The following is a 22,352-nucleotide window of genomic DNA, read 5'->3' on the forward strand; positions in this document are numbered from 1 at the left end:
CATATATGCCTACACCTTGTCGTGGTGAACCTTTTGATAAACGAAGACAATTTTCGCAAAAATCACAAAATACTATATGTGAACTTTATCACATGAAAAAAACGAGTGCAACGGCTTCTATGATCTTTTTCGCTGTGGGGAATCGACAACATATGGTCTCAATGCATCTGCAGTCATTGGGAAACGAACAAGTACGCGAAGCATCGCACTTGGGAAGAACGGAATAAGTGGCCATAAATATGGCGCTTGCATCGGACGTAATGAACATAAATACGTAAATAATATAAATAACCCGATAAATAGCCCATTAACTCCCCATATGCCAGTCATTATTAACAACACTAATCTAAAGAGTTTAATGGAGATACCTAGCTCATATGTCGGAATAATAAAGGTTAGAATAGCTGAAACGGCTGTATATAACACTACTTCTGGTGAGAAAACCCCAACATCAATAGCAATCTGACCAATAATTACACCGGCAACTAACCCCATCGCAGTAGATAATGGTGATGGGGTATGAATGGCGGCCATCCTCAAAAATTCTATCCCAACATCTCCAATTAATACTTGCAGTAAAAGTGGGATATGTGATTTTTTCTTTTCCCCTAAAAAGGATAACTCATCCGGTAAATGGATCCCGTGCGTTGCACATAAATACCACAAGGGCAATAATAATAAACCCATAATTGCTCCAAAATAGCGCATAAAACGGACGAAGGTTCCGACTGTTGGTGCCTGCCTATACTCCTCAGCATGTTGCAATAAATGAAAAGCCGTTGCTGGCACGATAATGACGGAAGGTGACGTATCGACAATAATGCCTATATGCCCCTCAAGTAGATGCGCCGCGGTAATATCTGGTCGTTCCGTATATCGTACAAAAGGAACTGGATGAAACTTCTGTTTAAACAGCCATTCCTCTAGTGATTTATCAGTCATAGTCAAGCCATCATGATTAATTTGTTCCATGCGCTGTCGTAATTTATCGAGCGTTTCATCACTCGCAATACCCTTTATAAACGCTAGCGCGACATCGGTTTGACCGATTTCGGATATTTTATGTAGCTCGAAACGTAAATTACTATTGCGAATTCTTCGGCGAATCAAAGCAGCATTTTGTGAAATACCCTCTACAAATCCGTCCCTAGATCCACGAATAACCTTTTCATTATCAGGCTCCGCAGGGGTACGTCCTGGATAATTTCGAATCTCAGCAACATAGCCATAACCACTTTTCGTTATAAAGGCTACTTGTCCACTTAATATGGATAATAAAATGGCTTCACGTTTGGTTTCCTCTGAACGACCTTGGAAATTAAAATAGGCTTCAAAATACTCCTTTTCATCCTCAATATCAATGTCCTCATCAGGCAACATATTAGAGAGTAATTGTGTTAACACTATTCCATCCACAAGTCCGCTTATATATGCACAAAGAACCGGCAAATCTTTGACAAATACATGCTTAATACTAATGTCAAATGATTCGCCGTCACCAAATTGTTCTTTAAGAAAATTTTCGGCTTCTTCTAAGCTGTTAAAAAGTTTATCTTTTTCTGTCATGCTGTCACCATTTTCTTAGATGTCTTTTTTTACTTCTTCCTCTTCAACTGTGGCACTTGTAGCCATCCAATTTTTTAATTGGGCAAGAATTTTTTTCTCTAATCGCGATACCTGAACTTGAGATATCCCGAGCCTATTAGCAATTTCAGTTTGGGTACAATCTGAGAAATACCGTAAATAAATAATGGACTGCTCTCTAGGCTCAAGTCTTGTGAGTACCTCTTTTAGTGGTATATAGTCAAATGGCTGCTCAGATTTTTCGTCCTTCATCTGATCCATTAATGTAATAGAATCCCCTTCGCTTTCATACAATTGTTCATGCAAGGAAGCGGGATCTCTTAATGCATCGGAAGCTGTTACAATTTCCTCAGATGTGACTCCAAGAACCTGTGCTAATTCATGAATGGTTGGTGGATGCTCATTTTTTTTAATGAATTCATCAGTTGCATGACGAATTTTAAAATTAAGCTCACGAATAGATCGGCTAACCTTCACCATACCATCGTCCCTTAAAAAGCGCTGAATTTCTCCGATGATCATTGGTACAGCATATGTCGAAAATTTAACATCATACGTTAGATCGAATTTATCCACAGACTTCATGAGCCCTATGCAGCCAATTTGAAATAAATCCTCGAGCTCCACGCCCCTGCTTGTAAAACGTTGGACGATAGACCACACAAGCCTCGTATTCCCTTCAATCATTCGTTTACGAGCCTCATGATCGCCCTGCTGTGCACGTGCAATTAAATCTCGCATTTCTCCCTGTGACAATAGCTTATCGGACGACTGTTCTAGCGGCTTCACAATCGTAGCCTCACATTACCGGTGTGCGAACCGAGTAAAATTTCTTCGTAAACGTGACAGTTGTACCTTCTTGCCACTTAGACATTACTGTCAACTGATCTGAAAAACTATCCATAATAGTAAAGCCCATACCTGAACGTTCCATCGCACTTTTCGTTGTAAATAACGGCTCCATCGCTTGGCTTACATCCTCAATACCAATACCTTTATCCATAACAGACACAGTTACAATATCATCCTCACGTTTTGCATGAACTGTAACAACGCCCCTACCATCCTCATCATAACCGTGAATAATAGCATTAGAAACAGCCTCTGAGACAACCGTTTTAAATTCGGATAGCTCATCAATTGTTGGATCTAATTGTGCGATAAAACCTGTCACAGCTACTCGCGCTAAGGCTTCATTTTCACTAATTGCTAAAAAAGTTAATGTCATTTCGTTATCCATTTACAATCCCCCTAACTCGATCAATCGCTTCTTCCTCAGTTGCATCCATCATCCACTGCCCTAAACCTGAAAATTGAAACACTTTTCGCATTGTCGGCGATGGATTCAATAAAATTGTTCGTCCAGCGACTGCTTCTAACTCACGCATTCGACCAAGCACTAAACCTACACCTGAACTATCCATAAAAGAAAGCCCCTCTAAGTTCCAAATGATAGTCGATACAGCGCCTTGAAAAATTGCTGTAGAAATTTTAGCTCGAATTTGCTCTACTGCATGGTGATCGAGCTCCCCAAATAAACGTATAACTACTGTCTCTTTTGTTACCATCTCTAATTGAAAATGCATGAACATCGCCTCCTCCTCGTGCAATTCCACATTCAATGTGGTGATTCCTTGCGGCTGACAGAACTAGTGCAAAGTCTTCCGAAATAGTGGCAAATCGACATACTTATAGCTTTTTAGGTTAAATTCAGTATGGGATAAATCAACATTTTTTAAACATGGCAACCATTTTTCACAAGAATTATTATGAGGATCAATTATGCCTCGGCATAATTGCGTCCCGAATCGGCTTTGTGCTTATGCCTACAATTGTTTTTTGTGCTACAGCGCAGTGCTATCGGAGCGGTAGCAACAGATGGTTTTTGTGCTACAGCGAAGCGATAGCGCAGTACTATCGGAGCGGCAGCAACTGATGTTTTTGTGCGATAGCGGAGCGATAGCGCAGCGATAGCGCAGCGACAGCAACAGTGTTTTTTGTGCAACAGCGGAGCGATAGCAACTGATGTTTTTTGTGCGACAGTGGCACTATGCAGGTCAATTAGCTGTTATCGCATGGATGCGATGATTTTAGGCAAACATCCTTTATTGATCTCCTTTTCGATTCCATGACATTCGCATGAGACTTTAACTTCTTTTAGCGAATGTTTGGACACCCGCTGAAAGAAGTCAAAAGTAACAAAACTTTTTTCTCTTCGTTCCGTCGCTTTGTCAGTTCTATCCACGACTTTAGCTGTTCTACCATCATTTTGTCAGTTCTATCCACGATTTTAACTGTTCTATCCGTCATTTTGTCGGTTCTATCCACGATTTTAGCTGTTCTATCCGTCATTTTGTCGGTTCTATCCACGACTTTAGCTGTTCTACAGTCATTTTGTCAGTTATATCCACGACTTTAGCTGTTCTACCATCGCTCTGGCTTTTCTTTCCGTCGCTCAGATCCTTCCTTCCGTCACTGCGACTTTTCTTTCCATCGCCGTGACCTCTTTCCGTCGCTTTGACTATTCTTTCTGTCACTTCGACTATTCTTTCCGTCGCTCAGACCCTTCTTTCCGTCACCCCGACTTTTCTTTCCGTCGCCCTAGCTTCGTTCCTTCGCTTCGACTTTTCTTTCCATCGTTCAGATCCTTCCTTCCGCCGCTTCAATTCCCCGCCTTTCCATAGAACAAAAAAAACGAGAACCCCCTTTATTAAAGAGAGTTCTCGCTTCGTATTTTTTATGCAATTGTATAAGCGTTTAGTACTTTTTCCATTGTTTCCTCATCGATTTGACTATTCGAATATAAATAAGCAATCGTTTCGCCAGTACGTACATGGTCGCCTTTTTTGGCAATCAATTGAATACCAGCATCATAATCAAGCTCAGATTCCTTAGTTAATCGACCTGCACCAAGACCAACACTAGCTTCTCCGATTAATAATGCATTAATCGTCCCTACAGTGCCTTCAGTAGGTGCATTGATAGCTACTTTATTTGCTGTGTCTTTTTGCACGATATCTGCTAAATCGCCACCCTGTGCTACGATAAATTCTTCAAATTTTGAAGCTGCTGAACCATCCTCTAACACTCGTTTAACAGCAGCTGTTGCTTCAGTCTCATTTACACCTGCTGCAACTTGGTACATAAGCGAAGAAATAATAATACATTCCTCAAGCAGATCCTCATGCGTTTCGTCCATACGTCCACTTAATAAAGCAAATGCTTCTACTACTTCAAGCTTATTACCAATCATTTTACCTAGTGGATTATCCATATCACTAATATGCGCAACTACTTTACGCCCTAGCTTTTCACCGATTGCAGTCATCGTATCAGCTAAAACCTGCGCTTCTTCTTGTGTTTTCATAAATGCACCTGAGCCACATTTGACATCGAGTACAATGCCGTCTGCACCACTTGCTATTTTCTTACTCATGATAGACGCAGCAATAAGTGGAGTGGAATCGACAGTACCTGTTACATCTCGCAATGCATATAATTTTTTGTCAGCCGGTACAAGATTACCTGTTTGACCAGCCACTGCAATTTTATGTTTATTAACATTGTCGATAAATTCTTGTGATGAAAGCTCTGTTTTAACGCCACGAATCGATTCTAATTTATCGATTGTACCACCTGTAATGCCTAGACCCTTACCACTAAATTTCGCCACTGGAATATCTAATGCAGCAATTATTGGCGTAACAATTAGTGTGACTTTATCGCCTACACCGCCTGTCGAGTGTTTATCAATTTTAAAACCTTCAATAGATGATAAATCAATAATGTCTCCAGATTCTATCATTGCTTTTGTTAAATAAAATGTTTCATCATATGTCATACCTAATAAACGAATTGCCATTAGAAGGGAGCTTGCTTGATAATCAGGAATTACACCAGTAGTGTAACCCTCTACAAAATATTGAATTTCAGCCTGTGATAGCTCCTTGCCTTGCTTTTTCTTTTCAAATAGTTGCGCCATATTCATATCGAAAATCCCCCTTACTTCAGATTATTTAAGAAGCTTTTACCAAACTCTGGTGCTTCTACTTTGAAGTTTTCAGCAACTGTTGCAGCAATATCTGCAAAAGTTTCACGTAGTGCTAGCTCACTACCACCATTAAAGCGTGGTGAATAGACAATTAACGGTACATATTCACGTGTATGATCTGTCCCATGGAATGTTGGATCATTACCGTGGTCCGCCGTAATGATTAGTAGATCATCTTCTGTCATTGCCTCAGTAATTTCAGGTATACGTTCATCAAATTCTTGGAGTGCGTTACCATAACCTAGTGGGTCACGACGATGTCCAAAATTCGCATCAAAGTCCACTAAGTTTAAGAAGCTTATACCATGGAAATCACGGCGTACTACCTCTGCAAACTTATCCATACCATCCTTATTATTTTTCGTACGTACTGCATCAGTGACACCTTCACCGTTGAAGATATCAGAAATTTTTCCGATTGCTATAACATCTAAACCTGCATCCTTTAAGACATTCATCGTTGTGCGACCAAATGGCTTTAACGCATAGTCGTGACGATTAGATGTACGCGTGAAGTTTCCTGGTGTACCAACAAATGGACGAGCAATAACACGGCCAACTAAATATTCTGGTTGTAATGTTAACTCACGAGCAATTTCACAAATTTTATATAATTCCTCTAGTGGAATAATTTCTTCATGTGCAGCTATTTGCAAAACAGGATCAGCAGATGTATAGACAATAATCGCTCCTGTCTCCATATGCTCCTTGCCGAAGTCCTCGATTACTTGTGTTCCGCTTGCAGGTTCATTGCAAAGGACTTTGCGGCCTGTACGTTTTTCTAGCTCTGCAATAAGTTCAGCCGGGAATCCCTCTGGATACACTTTAAACGGTTTATCGATATTTAACCCCATGATTTCCCAATGACCTGTCATAGTATCTTTACCAACAGATGCTTCTTGCATTTTTCCGTAATATGCTTTTGGTTTGTCGGTAGCTTGCATACCTTGTAATGGTTCAATGTTTGCTAAGCCGAAAGACTCCATATGTGGCATTGTAAGCCCATTCATTTTTTCAGCGATATGTCCTAGAGTATGTGAACCTACATCTCCAAAATTAGCTGCGTCTGGAGCTTCACCAATTCCAACTGAGTCCAATACTACTACATGGATTTTTTTAAATGGTTTATTCATAATTTTGCCTCCTAATCTCATGTCTCTATTTTACCAAAAAACAGCGAAAAATAAAGGTCAGACCTCCGACTGATAAATTTCTCACTTAAGCGCGTGGATGAAATTGTTTATAAACCTCTGATAGTCGGGACTTACTAATATGTGTATAAATTTGTGTTGTGGAAATATCGGCATGTCCAAGCATCTCTTGCACTGCTCGTAAATCCGCACCATTCTCCACTAAATGTGTTGCAAAGGAATGACGTAATGTATGTGGCGTTAATTCATGTTGGATGCCTGCTTTTAAAGCATGCTCCTTCATTAATTTCCAACAACCTTGCCTTGTTAAACGTTTTCCTCTTTGATTGATAAAAAAAGCTTCTGTTTTTGGAGATTTCCCTTGTAATTGACTTCGTGCGCCATCTAAATAAGTACTTAATGCAGAAAGAGCGCTTTTTCCAAGGGGAATGATACGCTCCTTGCCTCCCTTACCAAAAACGCGTACGAAGCCCATTGTTAAGTGAATATCTGCTAAATCCAATGCAATCAGCTCACTAATGCGCATCCCTGACCCATATAATAGCTCTAGCATTGCCACATCGCGAATGCCCTGCGGTTTGCTGCGATTTGGTGCCATTAATAGCGCTTCTATTTCTTCTATAGAGAGGACATTTGGTAGCTTTTGCTCAATTGTCGGCATTTCTAAATGGACTGTCGGATCTGTTTCTGCTCGCTTTTCTCGGAGTAAAAATTGATGGAAACTGCGAATGGAGGAGATATGGCGGGCAACAGTACGACTTGTCTTTCCTTGCATACGCAACTGCTCTAAATGACGCAAAATGGTCGTTCTTTCCACTTTACGAAAATCAGACATCCCCTCCACTTCTCGTAAAAAATTCGCGTAATTTTCTAAGTCTCGGCGATAGGATGCTAATGTATTATCGGATAATTGTCGTTCTACTTGGATAAAATGGATATAATCCTCTATTGCATATTGAAATTCATTCATCACAGCGCCCCCTTTACAATCTATTATCTTTCATAATAACATGTTCAATAAACCAAATGCTTTCTCTACAAAGAAAAACCTCCCTTCACTTCAAAACATTAGGGAAGCAGTTTATTTTATTTTTTCAATTGATACGATTGCAAAAAATACCAGCGGCAAAATTGAAAATTTTTTTATCATTACAGATATCCAAGACCACATAAAACAACAAAATTTTGCTAATAAAAAAAGATGCTCCAAAAAGTCATAAAACTTTTTGGAACATCTTTTTTATTTTTCTTCTGATACCTCGTCGTTTTTATCATGACAGCGCCAGCAAATGCCGTGGAAAGTTAGTCGGTGATCCTTTATGATAAAGTTCCAACGTTTTTCAACAACGGCTTCCACATCTTCAAGTAAATCTTCCTGAATTTCATCAACTGCACCACATTCGATACAAACTAGATGATGGTGGAAATGCGCAGCTCCCTCTTGGCGAAGATCATAGCGCGAAACGCCATCGCCAAAGTTGATTTTGTCGACAATTTTGAGCTCAGTTAGTAATTCTAACGTTCTATAGACAGTCGCAAGACCAATTTCCGGTGCCTTTTCTTTTACTAAAAGATAAACATCTTCTGCACTCAGGTGATCTTCCTCGTGCTCAAGCAGTACAGCAACTGTTGCTTCTCGCTGCGGCGTCAGCTTATAACTAGCACTATGCAACTGTTTTTTTATACGATCAATTCGGCTCTCCATGTGACGCCCCCCTAAACTCTTTCCATTATACCAAAGGAGTAAATCCTATTACAAGATAGTGAGTAGATTTCGAATATGCTTTTGTATGTTTTTACCTAATGCTAAATTTCTATAGCTCATCACCATAACATGTGGTTGATTTCCATTCTGACTGGGCGCTTTCCTGGGGGCGTCCAGTCTTCACTCTCATCAACGTTATAAAAGGTAAACGTTTTAACAAATGCCATCCACAACCTTTGGTGATGAGCCATTTTCATGTTGTATTTATCAATTTAATACATAAGAAATAACAATAAACTCAGCAACTATTATGATGAAAAATGCGATAAAATTCAACAAAATTGTCCGACCATGTATCATTTTCCCGATTTTTCTCTTTGACCATGCTGGTACAAGTAAATTGCATAGGTTTAGCAACAATATACAATAGATGAGCTGAAATGGAAACCACCAAATCGTATAAACCCAGAAAGCTTCAAGCTTCTGTAATAAAAAAACGGAGCTAAAGCCAAAAAAGGTAGCACGTATCGCCACTGTTACACGTACTAGTACCTTCAGGACACTATGTGTTGCAAGCAATAGTACAAGCGCTATTGAAACAGCAACAGGCAACACTAAACGAATTAGAGAATGCCTGTCCCCATTTGTTAATCGAGGCTCTATAAATGAAATAAAAGGCTCTGCATTCGGCCCACCAATAATATGAAATAAGATAACGCCACAAACAAAACTCATAGCAATAATGGAAGCGTGATAAAATATAGACACCGTACGAGACATAAACATGCTCCTTTTCTATCAAGGTTTGTACAGCTTATGCTCGTCCGCTTCTATTATGCTAAAGATATTTTCTTATTGTGTCGCGAGCCAAAGTACTGCAAACGCTGTCTTGGCGTCGAATATACGCTCATCTGCAACCATTTGCCCCGCTTCTTCCAACGAAACTTCTAATAGTTCGACAAATTCATCCTCATCTAGCTCTGCTTTGTTTTCAATTTTATATAAATCCTTTGCCACAAATAGATGGATGATCTCATCTGCGAAGCCTGGGGATGTTGCAAACGCTTGTAAATAAGTGAAGCTTTGTGCACCGTAGCCTGTTTCTTCCTCTAATTCGCGGCGCGCGGTCACAATCGGCTCCTCACCAGGTTCTAACTTACCAGCTGGAATTTCAATAATAGAACGCTCTAAAGCTTTGCGATATTGCTCCACTAAAACTAATTTGCCTTCATCGGTAACAGTTATAACTGCAACTGCGCCTGGATGCTTAATAATCTCCCTTTTTGCAACATTACCATTCGGTAAAGTGACATCATCAACCTGTAGTTTCACAATTTTCCCGTCATAAATGGGTGTAGTCTTTGTCGTTTTTTCCTCAAACTTTTTCATTGACATAACCTCGCTTGTTCTTCAGATATGTTCATTGTACCATTACAAGTAGAGAAATCGAAGGAGGGCATTGGCATGAAAAAAAGACAGCTTGGTTCAAGTGAATTGTTTATTTCAGAAATTAGTTTAGGGGGCATGTCTCTTTCGACAGATAAGAAAAAGGCTGCTGAAATCGTTGCTATGGCACTAGATGCTGGCATTAATTACATCGATACAGCCGATTTATATGATTTTGGATCAAATGAAGAAATGATTGGCTCTATTTTAGGGAAACGCCGTCAAGATGTTATAGTCGCTACGAAAGTTGGGAATCGATGGACAGAAGGTGTAGAAGGCTGGCATTGGGATGCATCTCCGTCTTATATAAAGAAAGCTCTACACGCTAGCTTAAAACGACTAGGAACTGACTATATTGATGTTTATCAATTACATGGTGGGACGATTGAGGACGATTGGGATGGCATTATCGACACTTTTGAAGAGTTGAAAAAGAATGGATTGATTCGAGAATATGGTATTTCCTCTATTCGACCAAATGTACTAAAGCGTTTTTTACCAGCAAGCTCTGCAAAAAGTGTCATGATGCAATACAGTGCTTTAGACCGTCGACCAGAAGAATGGCTCGATTTTATTGCAAGTGAAGGGGCTTCTGTTGTAACACGCGGGACTGTTGCAAAAGGTTTACTAACAAATAGCTGGAAAGAACGTTTACAACGTGTCAACCGCTTTAACACATATACAGCGGACGAATTAACAGCCGTATTAACAGGCTTATCTTCACATTATGACGATTTACATGCACTAGCAATCGCCTTTAATCTAAAGGAACCTACTATAGCCTCGACAGTGATTGGTGCCAGCTCACAGGAACAGCTGGCGCAAACACTCGCTGCCTATGAAAAAATTGCTTCAATAATAGATTTTAAAGCAGTAAAAGAGCTAACAAAAGCCGATCATTATATGGAGCACCGATGAAAAAATGGCTTATCTTATTAGCGTTTTTAGTAATACTTGCAATCTCCTCTAGTATGACCTATGAACAACAATCTATTATTCCTGAATTGGAGCAAGTATTAGCAAATAAACCGTTTGAAAAGCAATTATCCGTTTTAAAAATTCCTTATTGGGACACAGTTGTTTCTGTTGAAGAACGTGGTTACTTTAAGTTTGTAGAATTTTTAATTAGGAAATTAACACATTTTGTTGGATTCGGCTGCATTGCACTTGGCATTTACTTTGCATGGGGAAAACGTCGGTTCGCCGCAGGTGTCGCTATTGCTGGGACAGCTCTTATAGCAATGCTTGATGAAATGCGTCAAAGCTTTACACCAGAACGTATGATGAGCGGACAGGATGTTATGTTGGATACAGCTGGAGCGATTGTTTTTGTTGGGATTGTCGTGTCGGTGAGGAAGATTCATTGTAAAATTAAAGACAAGTAAATTTATGATAATGCAGTCCTATCAATAGAGTCATGTCCTATTAAATAATTAGTACATCACATATATAGTGGTGTACTTTTTGTTTGTAAATGACCACATTAATTAATGGAAATTTATACAAAACTAAGAGGAAAGCTGATTTAATCAGAATTAGTTTATTTAAAACAGAGAAACACCATAATAAATGTTTCTCTGTACAATTGATGTGGACCAACTAGTGTTACATCCGGTCAAATTCACGTGGCATAGCTTCTATCCCCCGTTTGCTCAATAAGAAAAGTTCCCTTGACTTCGGTAGCTTAATGTTAAACGCTTGCACCTCGTTAGTTTAATAAGAGGATCTGTGAATTCTATCTGTGTCTATCACAAAATCAACTTCAATTTCGCTATCATAAGGAATAAGTTCAAAGTTATGAAGCCTGCAAAATAATTTAGGAAAGTCCCTTATTTCATCAGTTAATTCTTTTGCTAGCAGATACTTGTAATTTAATTGCTGTTTAGAACACTTTTTACCTATAACTAATGCTTGATGAATGTAACAATCTATTTCAATAATCAACACTCAACACTTCTGTTTGCTAAACAGAAAATATAGCTTAAATTTCAACCTAAGTATAACTGATACTCTTGTAAAACTCACCTGCGCCATTCGTTCTTCAAGCAAAGATCCTTGTTACAATTTCTTGTAATTGCCCCGGAAGTTGTAGTAATTTGAGAATCAATCGTAAATTACATTTTGTCCTTGTTCACTTAATTTTTTTAACGATGTAAGCATATGATTTATTTCTTCATCAGAATGTCTCTCCCACGAACTTAATTCAGCGATTATTTTCAAAGGTGATTTAGACCTATAAGAACGTGTTGGGTTTCCAGGAAATCGTTTGTCAGTTAAGTTCGGATCATTTTCAAAATCACCTAATGGCTCTACAATATAAATTCTCTCTTTTGATGTAGATCTTGCTAATTCAGCACCCCATTTCGCCGCGTCTAATGTTGCAGTAAAATATATATAGTTAGATTTTTTATCCTGATAATTGGATAAGTGCAAAGGTTCAAGCAGGTCTCCGATTTTCAGGTCTGCTTTAGTACCATGAAAGAACGGACCTGGATCCAAGATATTTTTTTTGTCATTCATTTAAACGCACCCCTTATACTTTTTTGACTTGCGTATAACAGTATAAGTAGAGTAAGGAACATTATTGTTCCGATAAATCTAAGAATCTTTCCGATAAAATATAAAATTGTTCCGATAAATCTCGAAATCTTTCCGATAAAACATAAAAAAACAGTGAATCCGTATTATTTGGATTCACTGTTTCTCTTTAGAATTTTGAGCCTTTATCGCCGTATTCGTTTAGTAGTTCTTCAAACGATTTGTTTTTTTCGCGTTGTTTGCGCTCAAAAGCTAGCTTTGCTTGGCGCTCTTCTTCAGCGGCTTGTTCTTTCGCTGTTAAATCTTGCTTTGCAGCTTTTAGTTTGGCTAGCACGTCACCGCCTAGTTGATCGGCTAATGTCACTGCCTCCTGCTTTGGTAGACTAGCTGTTACGCTACTATCTACACGTTGCTGCTGTTTTCGTTTTTTTCCCATTGCATTTCACCTTCTTATTCACTTCAAGGACGCTTGACAACTGTTGCTACGCCTTGTCCACCACCGATACATAGTGTTGCGAGACCTGTTTTTGCATCCCGCTTTTCCATCTCGTGTAAAAGCGTTACTAAAATACGCGCTCCACTTGCACCAATTGGGTGACCAAGAGCAATTGCGCCCCCGTTCACATTTAGTTTATCATGATTAAAGCCTAGTTCGCGATCTACAGCGATAGATTGAGCTGCAAAAGCTTCATTTGCCTCAATTAAATCTATATTATCTAACGTTACATCAGCTTTTGCCAATACTTTCTTTACGGCCGTTACAGGGCCAGTTCCCATAATAGCAGGATCAACACCCGCGCTTGCATTCGCTGTAATTAGTGCGATTGGTCGAATACCTAACTCGTCCGCTTTTTCTTTCGACATGACAACGACAGCCGCTGCACCATCGTTAATGCCCGATGCATTTGCTGCTGTTACAGAGCCATCCTTTTTAAAGGCAGGTCGTAGTTTTGATAGCGACTCAGCTGTAACGCCTTGACGCGGGAATTCATCTTTATCAAAAATAAGAGGATCGCCCTTGCGCTGAGGAATTTCCACTGCTACGATTTCTTCGTTAAACTTCCCTGCTGCCATTGCCGCTTCTGCACGTTGTTGTGAACGTGCCGCAAAGGCATCTTGTTCCTCTCGAGAAATCTCATAGGCATCACATAAATTTTCAGCTGTAACGCCCATATGATAGTCACTGAAGGCACACCATAATCCGTCATGAATCATCGTATCGATTACTTTTTGATCCCCCATGCGGAAGCCTTCTCGTGCGTTTTTCAAGACATATGGTGCCTGGCTCATATTTTCAAAGCCACCTGCAACGACAATATCCGCATCACCTGCTAAAATGGCTTGTGTCGCTAAATGAACCGCTTTTAGTCCTGAGCCACAAACTTTATTAATCGTTAATGCAGATACTTCATGTGGTAAGCCTGCTGCAATCGCTGCTTGACGAGCCGGATTTTGCCCGAGTCCAGCCGATAAGACATTCCCCATAATGATCTCGTCAACTTGTTCACCTGCTACACCAGCACGTTCTAATGCATCTTTAATAACAATACTCCCTAATTTTGTTGCTGGTACGTCCTTTAATGTTCCTTGGAATGCACCAATAGCTGTACGTACAGCACTTACTATTACTACCTCTTTCGTCATAAACATTCTCCCCTTTTCCCCGTTCAAAAATGAACACTGCATGCATATGCTACTAGCAGATATATCTATTTTAACAAATATTTTGACGATTTTCGATAACAGAAATAATCGCAGTTTTGCTAAAGATAATGTAAAATGTTGACGTGTTTTAAACAATCTCAGTTGGGAACATTACAATTAAGAAAAGGGCATACATACGAGTGACGTCGCTTGTATGCCAAGACAACAAAAGAAACAGGACGTGGAGGTGTTAATAATGAAAAAGAAAATGCTGTTATTTTCAGGTATAACAACGACGATTGCCGCAGCAGCAACTGGTCTGTTCGGCTTCGCGCTTTCCAATAAATTAATGTACATTAAGCAAAAGGATCCTGAATTTGTTCGCGAACGTGAAACCACTGCTAAACGTTTTGATGAAGCTTGGTACAATAAAAATTTAAAATGTGAATTAAATATTGACTCGCCAAATGGCTATACAATCCGCGGCATTATGTTTCAGCCATTGGAAACAAATAATACCATCATTATTTGCCATGGCGTAACAGAAAATAAAATCAACTCCGTCAAATATGCTCGACTTTTTGAACGCCTTGGCTACAATTCCGTTATTTTTGACCATCGCAGACATGGGGAGACAGGTGGAAAAACGACTAGCTACGGCTATTATGAAAAAAATGACCTTGATGCAGTAGTCAAAACGATAAAGGCCATGATTGGCGAAGATGCCATTCTTGGTATCCATGGTGAATCGATGGGTGCCGCAACAATGTTACTATATGCAGGAACTATAGAGGATGGTGCGGATTTCTATATTTCTGATTGTGCGTTTGCTGATTTTTCAATGCTGCTGAAACAAATTGCGAAAACAGAATTTAAATACGGCTCGATTATTCCAATTCGTTTTGCAGATTTTTTTGTCCGCTTACGAGACGGTTATTCCTTTAAAAGCGTGACACCTTCTGAGGCAGTAACAAATATCGAAAAGCCTGTGCTCTTTATCCATAGTATTCCGGACACATTTATCCCAGCTTCCATGTCTCTGGATTTATACAATAAAAAAACCGGTCCTAAAAAACTGAAGCTATTTGATAAAGGTGCTCATGCACAATCCTTTAATGAAAATATGGCTGAATACGAGGATTTAATCCATGACTTTTTAGAAAATTTCATTTACCAAAAAATTAATCGTGATTCTTCTTCATCTAATGTCATTCCATTTCATTTTTAAAAACGAGGGATTGATTATCTTTCCGATTGGTGGCTTCTGTGAACCGCTTCACTCTCGCTCCAAGGCTCACCTTGGACAGAAATAATTACAAAGATTTTTTAGCCATTTTAGACACCATGAAAAACCTTGCATACGCAAGGTTTTTCAATCTTTTATTCAGCAAAAACAATATGCCATTCATCACGTTTGGCTAAAAATTCTTTGGCTAACGCTTGTGCACCTTCTAGACTATGGCTAGCTGCCCAGCCGCATTGCACTTCATTGCATGCTGGGACTGCAGTGGCCTTTGTTACATCTGTAAATGTTTTTTCTAAAATATTCAATAAGTCTTCATAATCATTGTGATTTATTAGCGATACGTAGAAGCCTGTTTGGCAACCCATTGGACTGAAATCAACAATATGGTCGGAATAATTGCGGATAATGTCAGCCGATAAGTGCTCTAGGGAATGTAATGCAGGCATTTCCATATGCTCTTTATTTGGCTGTTTAAATCGAATATCATATTTGTACACTTCATCGCCATTTTTTCCGGTTTTAGCACCCGCTAAACGTACATATGGCGCTTTTACTTTCGTATGATCTAAATCAAAGCTTTCAACATTTGTTTTTTCTTTCTGCAATACAAACAACTCCTTTATATAGAATATTGCTATTATAACTAGTTTTCCGATAGATTTATATGGTTTTTAACGAATTATTCAAATAATTTATAAAAATCAATTTTATCTCAGCGTAATTGTTGCTGTCGCTTCGCTTTCGCACAGAAAAACATTTGTTGCTGTCGCTTCGCTTTCGCACAGATAGTATTCGCTATAAGAAGTTAAAAAAACAACCAGCCCTGGCTTGGACTAGTTGCTCTTTAAAATTCCAATTACTTTTGGAATTTATTCATTTGTGACATCATTTGACGTACTTGCTTTTCAGACGGCGTACGACCCATCTGCGCCATCATCATACGAATCATTTGTTCGTTAATTGGTGGGTTCTCTTTTAAATATTTCATCATAGCTTGGCGAGCTAAATAGAAACCAAGTGCCGCGCCCGCTGCTAATGCGATAATTACGATAATAATCCAGCCCCATGTAGGCATACAACCAACCTCCTCCACTACAATATATACCGAGAAAAAACTCTCCACGCTCCATTATACACCAAATATTAGCGTGTTACTATATATTGTAGTGAAATTTCCTAATGCATTGTATACTTCATTGGCTTTAACCACCCACACTCATTATCTTGTTTGTTAAATGCAATAAAGCGCTCGCTCATCTTCGCAAGCATTTGGAATAGATCCAAATCAAGCATTCGTGAACCCTCACAATAAACACAAATTTTGCGTTCCACTAAATAAATAGCCATTTTTCCTTTTATAGGATGTTCTAAAAATAAAGCATTACGAGCTCTCTCTAAATGTGCATACTTGGAATCTAGTTGCGCCTCAAGCATCGTAGCAATCTCATCGAAACGTACGCTTTCACATATATATGCAAGCTCTTTTAAGGATTTCTCGTTAGCGTCTTCACAGCCTTGCATCATTTCTAATAACTTACGCTCTCTGCCGAATATAAACGTTAAATGCTCTTCTTTTATTTTATATATGGAATAGGTTCTCACTAGAAATCCTCCTTCGCTCATTGCTTTTTCATAAGTATAGCTCATCCTAACTTTTTAATTTGTCAAACGAAGGAGGCATTCATCTTCTATTTTTGTCGAAAACTTTCTACTTTCCGTTCTATCAAATGCTTTATGGCTAATTAAGCTTTTACAATTTTAAGCTTCTTCTATAGTACTTAGAATATTCTCAGCCTCAAGACCTAGAGTAAAATCAATTTCCAGTCCGTTTTAGCAAAGCTTTCTAATAGGTAATATAAAGGTATCAACGAAAGGAGCTAAAACATATGAGAAAATTTTTTCTACTAATAGGAGGCTTTATCGCAGGATGTGTTGCACTCGCTTTAACTGGACCACTTGCAGGTCTACTATTTTCTGGATTGTTTGTAGCACTCGGTATGCACTTTTACACTTCAAGTAAATCGACATTCGGCAAAATCTTGTGGTTTACAGTAGGTCTGATTGGTGTGCTATCAGCAATATCTAATATCCCAGCAATGGTTGGTTTAGCAGCAATCGCTGTCATCTATGTTATCTATAAAAAATGGAATGGCGAAGATGTAAAAATCCCAACAATTGAAGCTAAAGAAGAAGATCCATTTAAAAACTTTGAAAAAGAATGGTCTAACTTAACAAAATAAAAGGAGCGAATTTACATGAACTTATTTCAACGTTTTAAATATACAGTAGAGGCAGATTTACATCAGTTATTTGATAAGAAAGAACAAAAAAATCCAATTGCGATGTTGAACCAATACATTCGCGAAGCAGAAAAACAAACAGAGCAAACTGGAAAATTATTAGAGCGTCAAGGTCAGTTAAAAGAAAAACTAGAGCAGGAATTTAAACAAAATGCTGAATTACTAGCTAAACGTGAGGCTCAATTAAAATTAGCTACTACTAGCGGGGAGCAAGATTTAATCGATTTCGCTTCTGATGAAGTTACTGCATACACAGCACGTAACAATACATTACAAGCTAGTATTGAAGCAAGTACACGTGAATACTTCGAACTTGAACGTAAATTTGAAACGATGAAACACAAAATTAAAGATATGAAAGTGCGTCAATTACAGCTAATGGGTAAAGAAAACGTCACACGCGCTCACCATCAAATGGACGGTATGATTGCTAAAAACAATAAAACCAACTTTGAAGATTTAGAATCGTATATCGATAAGCTTGCTTACCAAATCGACAAAGATCATGAAGTAACATCTTTCGAGTCTCGTCTTGCCCAGCTAGAAAAAAATGTCGCAGAAGATAACACACCACTACTAATTGAAAACAAATAAGAATAAGGGATGCCTCAATTATTGAAGCATCCCTTTTCTTTTAAAAAACTTTTGATGGTGACCTAAAAGAGATAGAGAAAATAATTTTAATAAAAAATTGTAAATAGAAAGTGTTTTAGTCCTATGATTAAAATATGTATTGATCGCTCATTTCTTTTTCATACGTATAGGTCATCTCTACTCTTTAATTTGTAAAACTAAGGAAGCTTTCATCTTCTATTTTCGGTTCTATCAAATACTTTATCTTTTACCAATTTAGCTTCTTCTATAGTGCTTAGATTACTCTCAGCCTCAAGACCTAGAGTAAAATCAATTCCCAGTCCGTTTTAGCAAAGCTCTCTAATAGGTAATATAAAGGTATCAACGAAAGGAGCTAAAACATATGAGAAAATTTTTTCTATTAATCGGAGGCTTTATCGCAGGATGTGTTGCACTTGCTTTAACCGGACCGCTTGTAGGTCTACTATTTTCTGGATTGTTTGTAGCACTCGGTATGCACTTCTACACTTCGAGTAAATCGACATTCGGTAAAATTTTATGGGTTACAGTGGGTCTGATTGGAGTTCTATCAGCAATATCTAATATCCCAGCAATGATTGGTTTAGCAGCAATCGCTATCATCTATGTTATCTATAAAAAATGGAACAATGAAGATGTAAAAATCCTAACAATTGAAGCTAAAGAAGAAGATCCGTTTACAAACTTTGAAAAAGAATGGTCTAACTTAACAAAATAAAAGGGGCGAATTTAAATGAACTTATTTAAACGTTTTAAATATACAATTGAGGCTGATTTACATCATGCATTTGATAAGAAGGAACAAAAAAATCCAATTGCGATGTTAAATCAATATATTCGTGAGGCAGAAAAACAAACAGAGCAAACAGGAAAATTATTAGAGCGTCAAGGTCAATTAAAGGAAAAACTAGAGCAAGAATTTAAGCAAAATGCAGATTTACTAGCTAAACGTGACGCTCAACTAAAATTAGCTACTACTAGTGGAGAGCAAGATTTAATCGATTTTGCCTCTGATGAAGTAGCTGCTTATACAGCACGTAACAATACATTACAAGCTAGTATTGAGGCAAGTACACGTGAATACTTCGAGCTTGAACGCAAATTTGAAACGATGAAACACAAAATTAAAGATATGAAAGTGCGTCAATTACAGCTTATGGGCAAAGAAAACGTCACTCGCGCTCACCATCAAATGGACAGTATGATTGCTAAAAACAATAAAACAAACTTTGAGGATTTAGAATCATACATCGATAAGCTCGCTTACCAAATCGACAAAGATCATGAAGTAACATCTTTCGAGTCTCGTCTGGCACAACTCGAAAAAAATGCTGCAGAAGATAACGCGCCACTGCTAATTGAAAACAAATAACATGTTATAATGAAAGAAATGCGCCATATTTAGAGGCGCATTCTTTCCGTTTTGAAATAGAGGGACCCATTCCCTCTCTTATACTCTTAGTAGAAAGAAGGGTGACCCTCTTGCAAAATTTCACAACTAATAAGCTCACATTTTTAGTACTATGCTTCTTTTTACTCGTTTTTGTGGAGCTTACAATCTTTAATAACGGTGGCGCCTTTTGTCTTTTGATTGGGGTAGGACTTCTTTATTTAAGTTTCTCGAAAAAAAATCGTTTCTTTAAATGGACAGGAATTTTCTTTATCTCGATTGCACTCTTTACGATGTGGAGTTTACGCTTATTTATTGTCATCATTCTCTTATATATGCTCTATCAATACTTGCAAAGAGAAAACGAAGCCAAAGTTGTTGGTTCGGAGCTTTTCGAAAAACTTCCTGCTACGAAAAACGAATTATTCGGTACAATGCCTGCACCATTAGATGCCTACAAATGGCAAGATGTTCAAATTCAGCGACTTGCAGGTGACATTACGATTGATACTACACAAACAATTTTGCCTACCGGCACAAGTATCATTACGATTCGTCAAGGCATTGGTAAGGTTCAAATTTATATCCCATATGAAATTCCATTCCGCTTACACTATACGACATTGTTTGGTGAGATAAAATGCCTAAATGTTGGACCGCAACGCATACTCAATGAAAGTGTAAATTTTTCAGATGGAAACCCTGAGGATGCAAAACGTACACTTGTGATACATGTTGCAACATGGCTTGGGAACTTGGAGGTGCTACGTAAATGATTGCCTTTATCTCAAGAATATTTACTATACTTTTTATGTTGATGAGTGCTGCATTCAGCCTTCTTGTCGCTGTTTGGGGCGAGCCAAACGAGAAAACATGGGAGCCATTATGGCAGCAGAATTATAATAATATCCCACTCGGTGGGTTTATTGTTGTCATTCTTTTTGCGCTTAGTTTGCTGATTGCAAGTTGGATTAGTATGACAGCCCGCGCAAGAGAGGCTCAGGCAACCAAAATCGTGAAACAATTAGTTGAACCTGATTTTGTATTACCTAAAAAACAGCCTTTACCAAAACCTTTGAAAAAAGCTTTAGTTCAAACAAGTGAATTAATCGATACCCAACGAAAAAGCTTACAGCGCTTATCCAATGAACGTGCAGAAGCTAATGATATAATTATTCAGGAGCGCATTATTGCTGAACGTCAACGCCTTGCTCGCGAGCTCCATGACTCTGTATCACAGCAATTATTCGCAGCTTCGATGTTGCTTTCCGCATTGACCGAAACTGATGAAAATGCTCCAAGATTAAAGCAAGTCGAAAAAGTTGTACAACAGGCACAGCTTGAAATGCGCGCATTATTATTACATTTGCGTCCAGTAGCTCTGCACAATAAAACACTTGCACAAGGTCTTGAGGAGCTTATTATTGAACTGCAGCAAAAAGTATTTTTTCATATTGAATATGAACTTGAAGAAATGTCATTATCCAAAGCAGAGGAGGACCATTTATTCCGTATTGCACAAGAAGCGTTATCGAATACGCTACGCCATGCAAAAGCAAGCGAAGTTGAATTACTGCTCGTTGCCCGCGATGATTTAGCCATTTTACGTATTCAGGACAATGGCCTCGGCTTTGATGTCGAAGCCGATAAATCTACTTCATATGGACTGCAAAATATTGCTGAACGCGCTGTAGAGATTGGCTGTACGTACAAAATTGTATCAGTGCCTGGAGAAGGTACAATTGTAGAGGTTAAAATTCCACTACAAAAGGAGGTTGAAGTGAATGATTCAAGTGTTAATAGTGGATGATCATGAAATGGTGCGAATTGGTGTTTCTGCCTATCTATCAGCACAACCAGATATCAATGTTGTAGGAGAAGCTGAAAATGGTAAAGAGGCAGTGGAACGTGCTCTTGAGCTGCGTCCAGACATTATTTTAATGGACAATGTGATGCCCGTCATGACAGGAGCTGAAGCGACAGCTGAAATTTTAGCTGCATGGCCAGAAGCAAAAATTATGATGGTGACAAGTTTTTTAGATGATGATAAAGTCTACCCTGCATTAGAGGCTGGTGCAGTCAGCTATATTTTAAAAACGTCCAATGCGAAGCAAATCGCCGATGCCATTCGAAAAACAATGGGCGGCGAAACCGTTTTAGAGCCAGAAGTAACATCAAAAATGATGCATCGCATGCGCCACGGCTCTAGTACTCCACTGTATGAGCAGCTAACCGAGCGCGAAATGGAAGTATTATTGCTAATGGCTAAAGGCAAAGCCAATCAGGAAATCGCCGATGACTTATACATTGCTTTAAAAACCGTAAAAACACATGTCAGCAATATTTTAGCGAAGCTCGATGTTCAAGATCGCACACAAGCAGTTGTCTACGCTTTTCAAAACGGGCTTGCGAAGTAGTTTTTCTTAGGTCGTTTGGTTTATTAGCGATTTTGCTGGGGCTATCAGCGATTCTACCCGGGTTATCAGCGATGAAAGATCTGAAGCGGCGGAATTTCGGGTTTTAGCGGCGTTCTTCCTTTGGTTAGCGGTGCAACTCACACATTTAGCGGCGAATTCCAACATAAGCTGGACAATTTGACAAAACTAAAGTCAGAGTTGAAGAACATTGTATAGAATTTTACACAATATTAAGGACTTGACTCGATTCTACCTGAGCTATCAGCGA

Annotated in this window: 26 protein-coding genes; 10 read left to right on the plus strand and 16 right to left on the minus strand. The window is 38.7% G+C overall.

The window, feature by feature from the left end; all coding sequences use genetic code 11:
- Nucleotides 1–117 precede the first annotated feature (117 nt).
- From C7Y47_RS02370 to C7Y47_RS02420, 10 genes are all read right to left on the minus strand, one after another.
- Nucleotides 118–1,566 carry a spore germination protein gene (locus C7Y47_RS02370; RefSeq protein ID WP_142507314.1) on the minus strand — a complete coding sequence of 483 codons (1,449 nt, stop codon included), beginning with the start codon at nt 1,564–1,566 and terminating at the stop codon, nt 118–120.
- A 15-nt stretch (nt 1,567–1,581) separates the two neighbouring features.
- The gene (sigF, locus tag C7Y47_RS02375; RefSeq protein WP_053483127.1) at nt 1,582–2,373 is read right to left on the minus strand and encodes an RNA polymerase sporulation sigma factor SigF; all 792 of its coding nucleotides are present in this window, start codon (nt 2,371–2,373) and stop codon (nt 1,582–1,584) included.
- A gap of 10 nt (nt 2,374–2,383) precedes the next feature.
- Nucleotides 2,384–2,824: an anti-sigma F factor gene (spoIIAB, locus tag C7Y47_RS02380; protein WP_142507315.1), complete on the minus strand. Its 441-nt coding sequence runs from the start codon at nt 2,822–2,824 to the stop codon at nt 2,384–2,386.
- Complete coding sequence (gene spoIIAA, locus C7Y47_RS02385; protein WP_142507316.1) at nt 2,817–3,170, minus strand: anti-sigma F factor antagonist; 354 nt, start codon at nt 3,168–3,170, stop codon at nt 2,817–2,819. The genes spoIIAB and spoIIAA overlap by 8 nt, the downstream gene beginning before the upstream one ends.
- Nucleotides 3,171–4,321: 1,151 nt before the next feature.
- Entirely contained in the window at nt 4,322–5,572 is a 1,251-nt protein-coding gene (locus tag C7Y47_RS02395; RefSeq protein ID WP_142507318.1) for a thymidine phosphorylase, read from the minus strand.
- A 14-nt stretch (nt 5,573–5,586) separates the two neighbouring features.
- Nucleotides 5,587–6,768: a phosphopentomutase gene (gene deoB, locus C7Y47_RS02400; protein ID WP_142507319.1), complete on the minus strand. Its 1,182-nt coding sequence runs from the start codon at nt 6,766–6,768 to the stop codon at nt 5,587–5,589.
- Nucleotides 6,769–6,853: 85 nt separating this feature from the next.
- A complete protein-coding gene (xerD, locus tag C7Y47_RS02405; protein ID WP_142507320.1) occupies nt 6,854–7,756 on the minus strand; it encodes a site-specific tyrosine recombinase XerD in 903 nt (300 codons plus the stop codon).
- Between the two features lie 270 nt (nt 7,757–8,026).
- Nucleotides 8,027–8,491, minus strand: a complete 465-nt coding sequence (locus tag C7Y47_RS02410; RefSeq protein WP_132363163.1) for a Fur family transcriptional regulator — start codon at nt 8,489–8,491, stop codon at nt 8,027–8,029.
- A gap of 267 nt (nt 8,492–8,758) precedes the next feature.
- A complete protein-coding gene (locus C7Y47_RS02415) occupies nt 8,759–9,271 on the minus strand; it encodes a hypothetical protein (RefSeq protein ID WP_142507321.1) in 513 nt (170 codons plus the stop codon).
- A gap of 72 nt (nt 9,272–9,343) precedes the next feature.
- Nucleotides 9,344–9,880, minus strand: coding sequence for an NUDIX domain-containing protein (locus C7Y47_RS02420; protein ID WP_142507322.1), 537 nt, complete (start codon nt 9,878–9,880; stop codon nt 9,344–9,346).
- A 75-nt stretch (nt 9,881–9,955) separates the two neighbouring features.
- Between C7Y47_RS02420 and C7Y47_RS02425 the strand changes: the two genes are divergently transcribed.
- Both C7Y47_RS02425 and C7Y47_RS02430 read left to right on the plus strand, forming a co-directional pair.
- Nucleotides 9,956–10,855, plus strand: coding sequence for an aldo/keto reductase (locus C7Y47_RS02425; RefSeq protein WP_142507323.1), 900 nt, complete (start codon nt 9,956–9,958; stop codon nt 10,853–10,855).
- The gene (locus C7Y47_RS02430; protein ID WP_142507324.1) at nt 10,852–11,322 is read left to right on the plus strand and encodes a VanZ family protein; all 471 of its coding nucleotides are present in this window, start codon (nt 10,852–10,854) and stop codon (nt 11,320–11,322) included. The genes C7Y47_RS02425 and C7Y47_RS02430 overlap by 4 nt, the downstream gene beginning before the upstream one ends.
- Nucleotides 11,323–12,040: 718 nt before the next feature.
- Here the strand turns inward: C7Y47_RS02430 and arr are convergent.
- The 3 genes from arr to C7Y47_RS02450 form a co-directional block, all read right to left on the minus strand.
- Nucleotides 12,041–12,457, minus strand: a complete 417-nt coding sequence (gene arr, locus C7Y47_RS02440; RefSeq protein ID WP_142507326.1) for an NAD(+)--rifampin ADP-ribosyltransferase — start codon at nt 12,455–12,457, stop codon at nt 12,041–12,043.
- 187 nt (nt 12,458–12,644) lie between these two features.
- Complete coding sequence (locus tag C7Y47_RS02445; protein WP_132363177.1) at nt 12,645–12,911, minus strand: YqkE family protein; 267 nt, start codon at nt 12,909–12,911, stop codon at nt 12,645–12,647.
- A 23-nt stretch (nt 12,912–12,934) separates the two neighbouring features.
- Nucleotides 12,935–14,119, minus strand: a complete 1,185-nt coding sequence (locus C7Y47_RS02450; RefSeq protein ID WP_142507327.1) for an acetyl-CoA C-acetyltransferase — start codon at nt 14,117–14,119, stop codon at nt 12,935–12,937.
- Nucleotides 14,120–14,375: 256 nt separating this feature from the next.
- Between C7Y47_RS02450 and C7Y47_RS02455 the strand changes: the two genes are divergently transcribed.
- Nucleotides 14,376–15,347 (plus strand): alpha/beta hydrolase, encoded by a 972-nt coding sequence (locus C7Y47_RS02455; RefSeq protein WP_142507328.1) that lies wholly within the window; start codon nt 14,376–14,378, stop codon nt 15,345–15,347.
- 152 nt (nt 15,348–15,499) lie between these two features.
- On the opposite strand, the gene C7Y47_RS02460 is transcribed toward C7Y47_RS02455, so the two are convergent.
- The 3 genes from C7Y47_RS02460 to sirA form a co-directional block, all read right to left on the minus strand.
- Nucleotides 15,500–15,970, minus strand: coding sequence for an S-ribosylhomocysteine lyase (locus tag C7Y47_RS02460; RefSeq protein ID WP_142507329.1), 471 nt, complete (start codon nt 15,968–15,970; stop codon nt 15,500–15,502).
- Between the two features lie 251 nt (nt 15,971–16,221).
- Complete coding sequence (locus tag C7Y47_RS02465; RefSeq protein ID WP_132363185.1) at nt 16,222–16,440, minus strand: YneF family protein; 219 nt, start codon at nt 16,438–16,440, stop codon at nt 16,222–16,224.
- Nucleotides 16,441–16,541: 101 nt separating this feature from the next.
- Entirely contained in the window at nt 16,542–16,967 is a 426-nt protein-coding gene (gene sirA / locus C7Y47_RS02470) for a sporulation inhibitor of replication protein SirA (protein WP_049668606.1), read from the minus strand.
- A gap of 284 nt (nt 16,968–17,251) precedes the next feature.
- On the opposite strand from sirA, the gene C7Y47_RS02475 reads away from it, so the two are divergent.
- The 7 genes from C7Y47_RS02475 (at nt 17,252) to C7Y47_RS02505 (ending at nt 22,084) form a co-directional block, all read left to right on the plus strand.
- Nucleotides 17,252–17,605 (plus strand): ABC transporter permease, encoded by a 354-nt coding sequence (locus C7Y47_RS02475; protein WP_142507330.1) that lies wholly within the window; start codon nt 17,252–17,254, stop codon nt 17,603–17,605.
- A gap of 15 nt (nt 17,606–17,620) precedes the next feature.
- Nucleotides 17,621–18,259 carry a PspA/IM30 family protein gene (locus tag C7Y47_RS02480; RefSeq protein ID WP_142507331.1) on the plus strand — a complete coding sequence of 213 codons (639 nt, stop codon included), beginning with the start codon at nt 17,621–17,623 and terminating at the stop codon, nt 18,257–18,259.
- A 382-nt stretch (nt 18,260–18,641) separates the two neighbouring features.
- The gene (locus C7Y47_RS02485; protein ID WP_142507332.1) at nt 18,642–18,995 is read left to right on the plus strand and encodes an ABC transporter permease; all 354 of its coding nucleotides are present in this window, start codon (nt 18,642–18,644) and stop codon (nt 18,993–18,995) included.
- 15 nt (nt 18,996–19,010) lie between these two features.
- Complete coding sequence (locus C7Y47_RS02490; protein WP_142507333.1) at nt 19,011–19,649, plus strand: PspA/IM30 family protein; 639 nt, start codon at nt 19,011–19,013, stop codon at nt 19,647–19,649.
- Nucleotides 19,650–19,750: 101 nt separating this feature from the next.
- The gene (liaF, locus tag C7Y47_RS02495; RefSeq protein ID WP_255504982.1) at nt 19,751–20,443 is read left to right on the plus strand and encodes a cell wall-active antibiotics response protein LiaF; all 693 of its coding nucleotides are present in this window, start codon (nt 19,751–19,753) and stop codon (nt 20,441–20,443) included.
- Nucleotides 20,440–21,477 (plus strand): sensor histidine kinase, encoded by a 1,038-nt coding sequence (locus tag C7Y47_RS02500; protein WP_142507335.1) that lies wholly within the window; start codon nt 20,440–20,442, stop codon nt 21,475–21,477. The genes liaF and C7Y47_RS02500 overlap by 4 nt, the downstream gene beginning before the upstream one ends.
- Nucleotides 21,452–22,084, plus strand: a complete 633-nt coding sequence (locus C7Y47_RS02505) for a response regulator transcription factor (RefSeq protein WP_142507336.1) — start codon at nt 21,452–21,454, stop codon at nt 22,082–22,084. The genes C7Y47_RS02500 and C7Y47_RS02505 overlap by 26 nt, the downstream gene beginning before the upstream one ends.
- Nucleotides 22,085–22,352 lie beyond the last annotated feature (268 nt).

Source organism: Lysinibacillus sphaericus (assembly GCF_006864135.1).
Classification (GTDB): Bacteria; Bacillota; Bacilli; order Bacillales_A; family Planococcaceae; genus Lysinibacillus.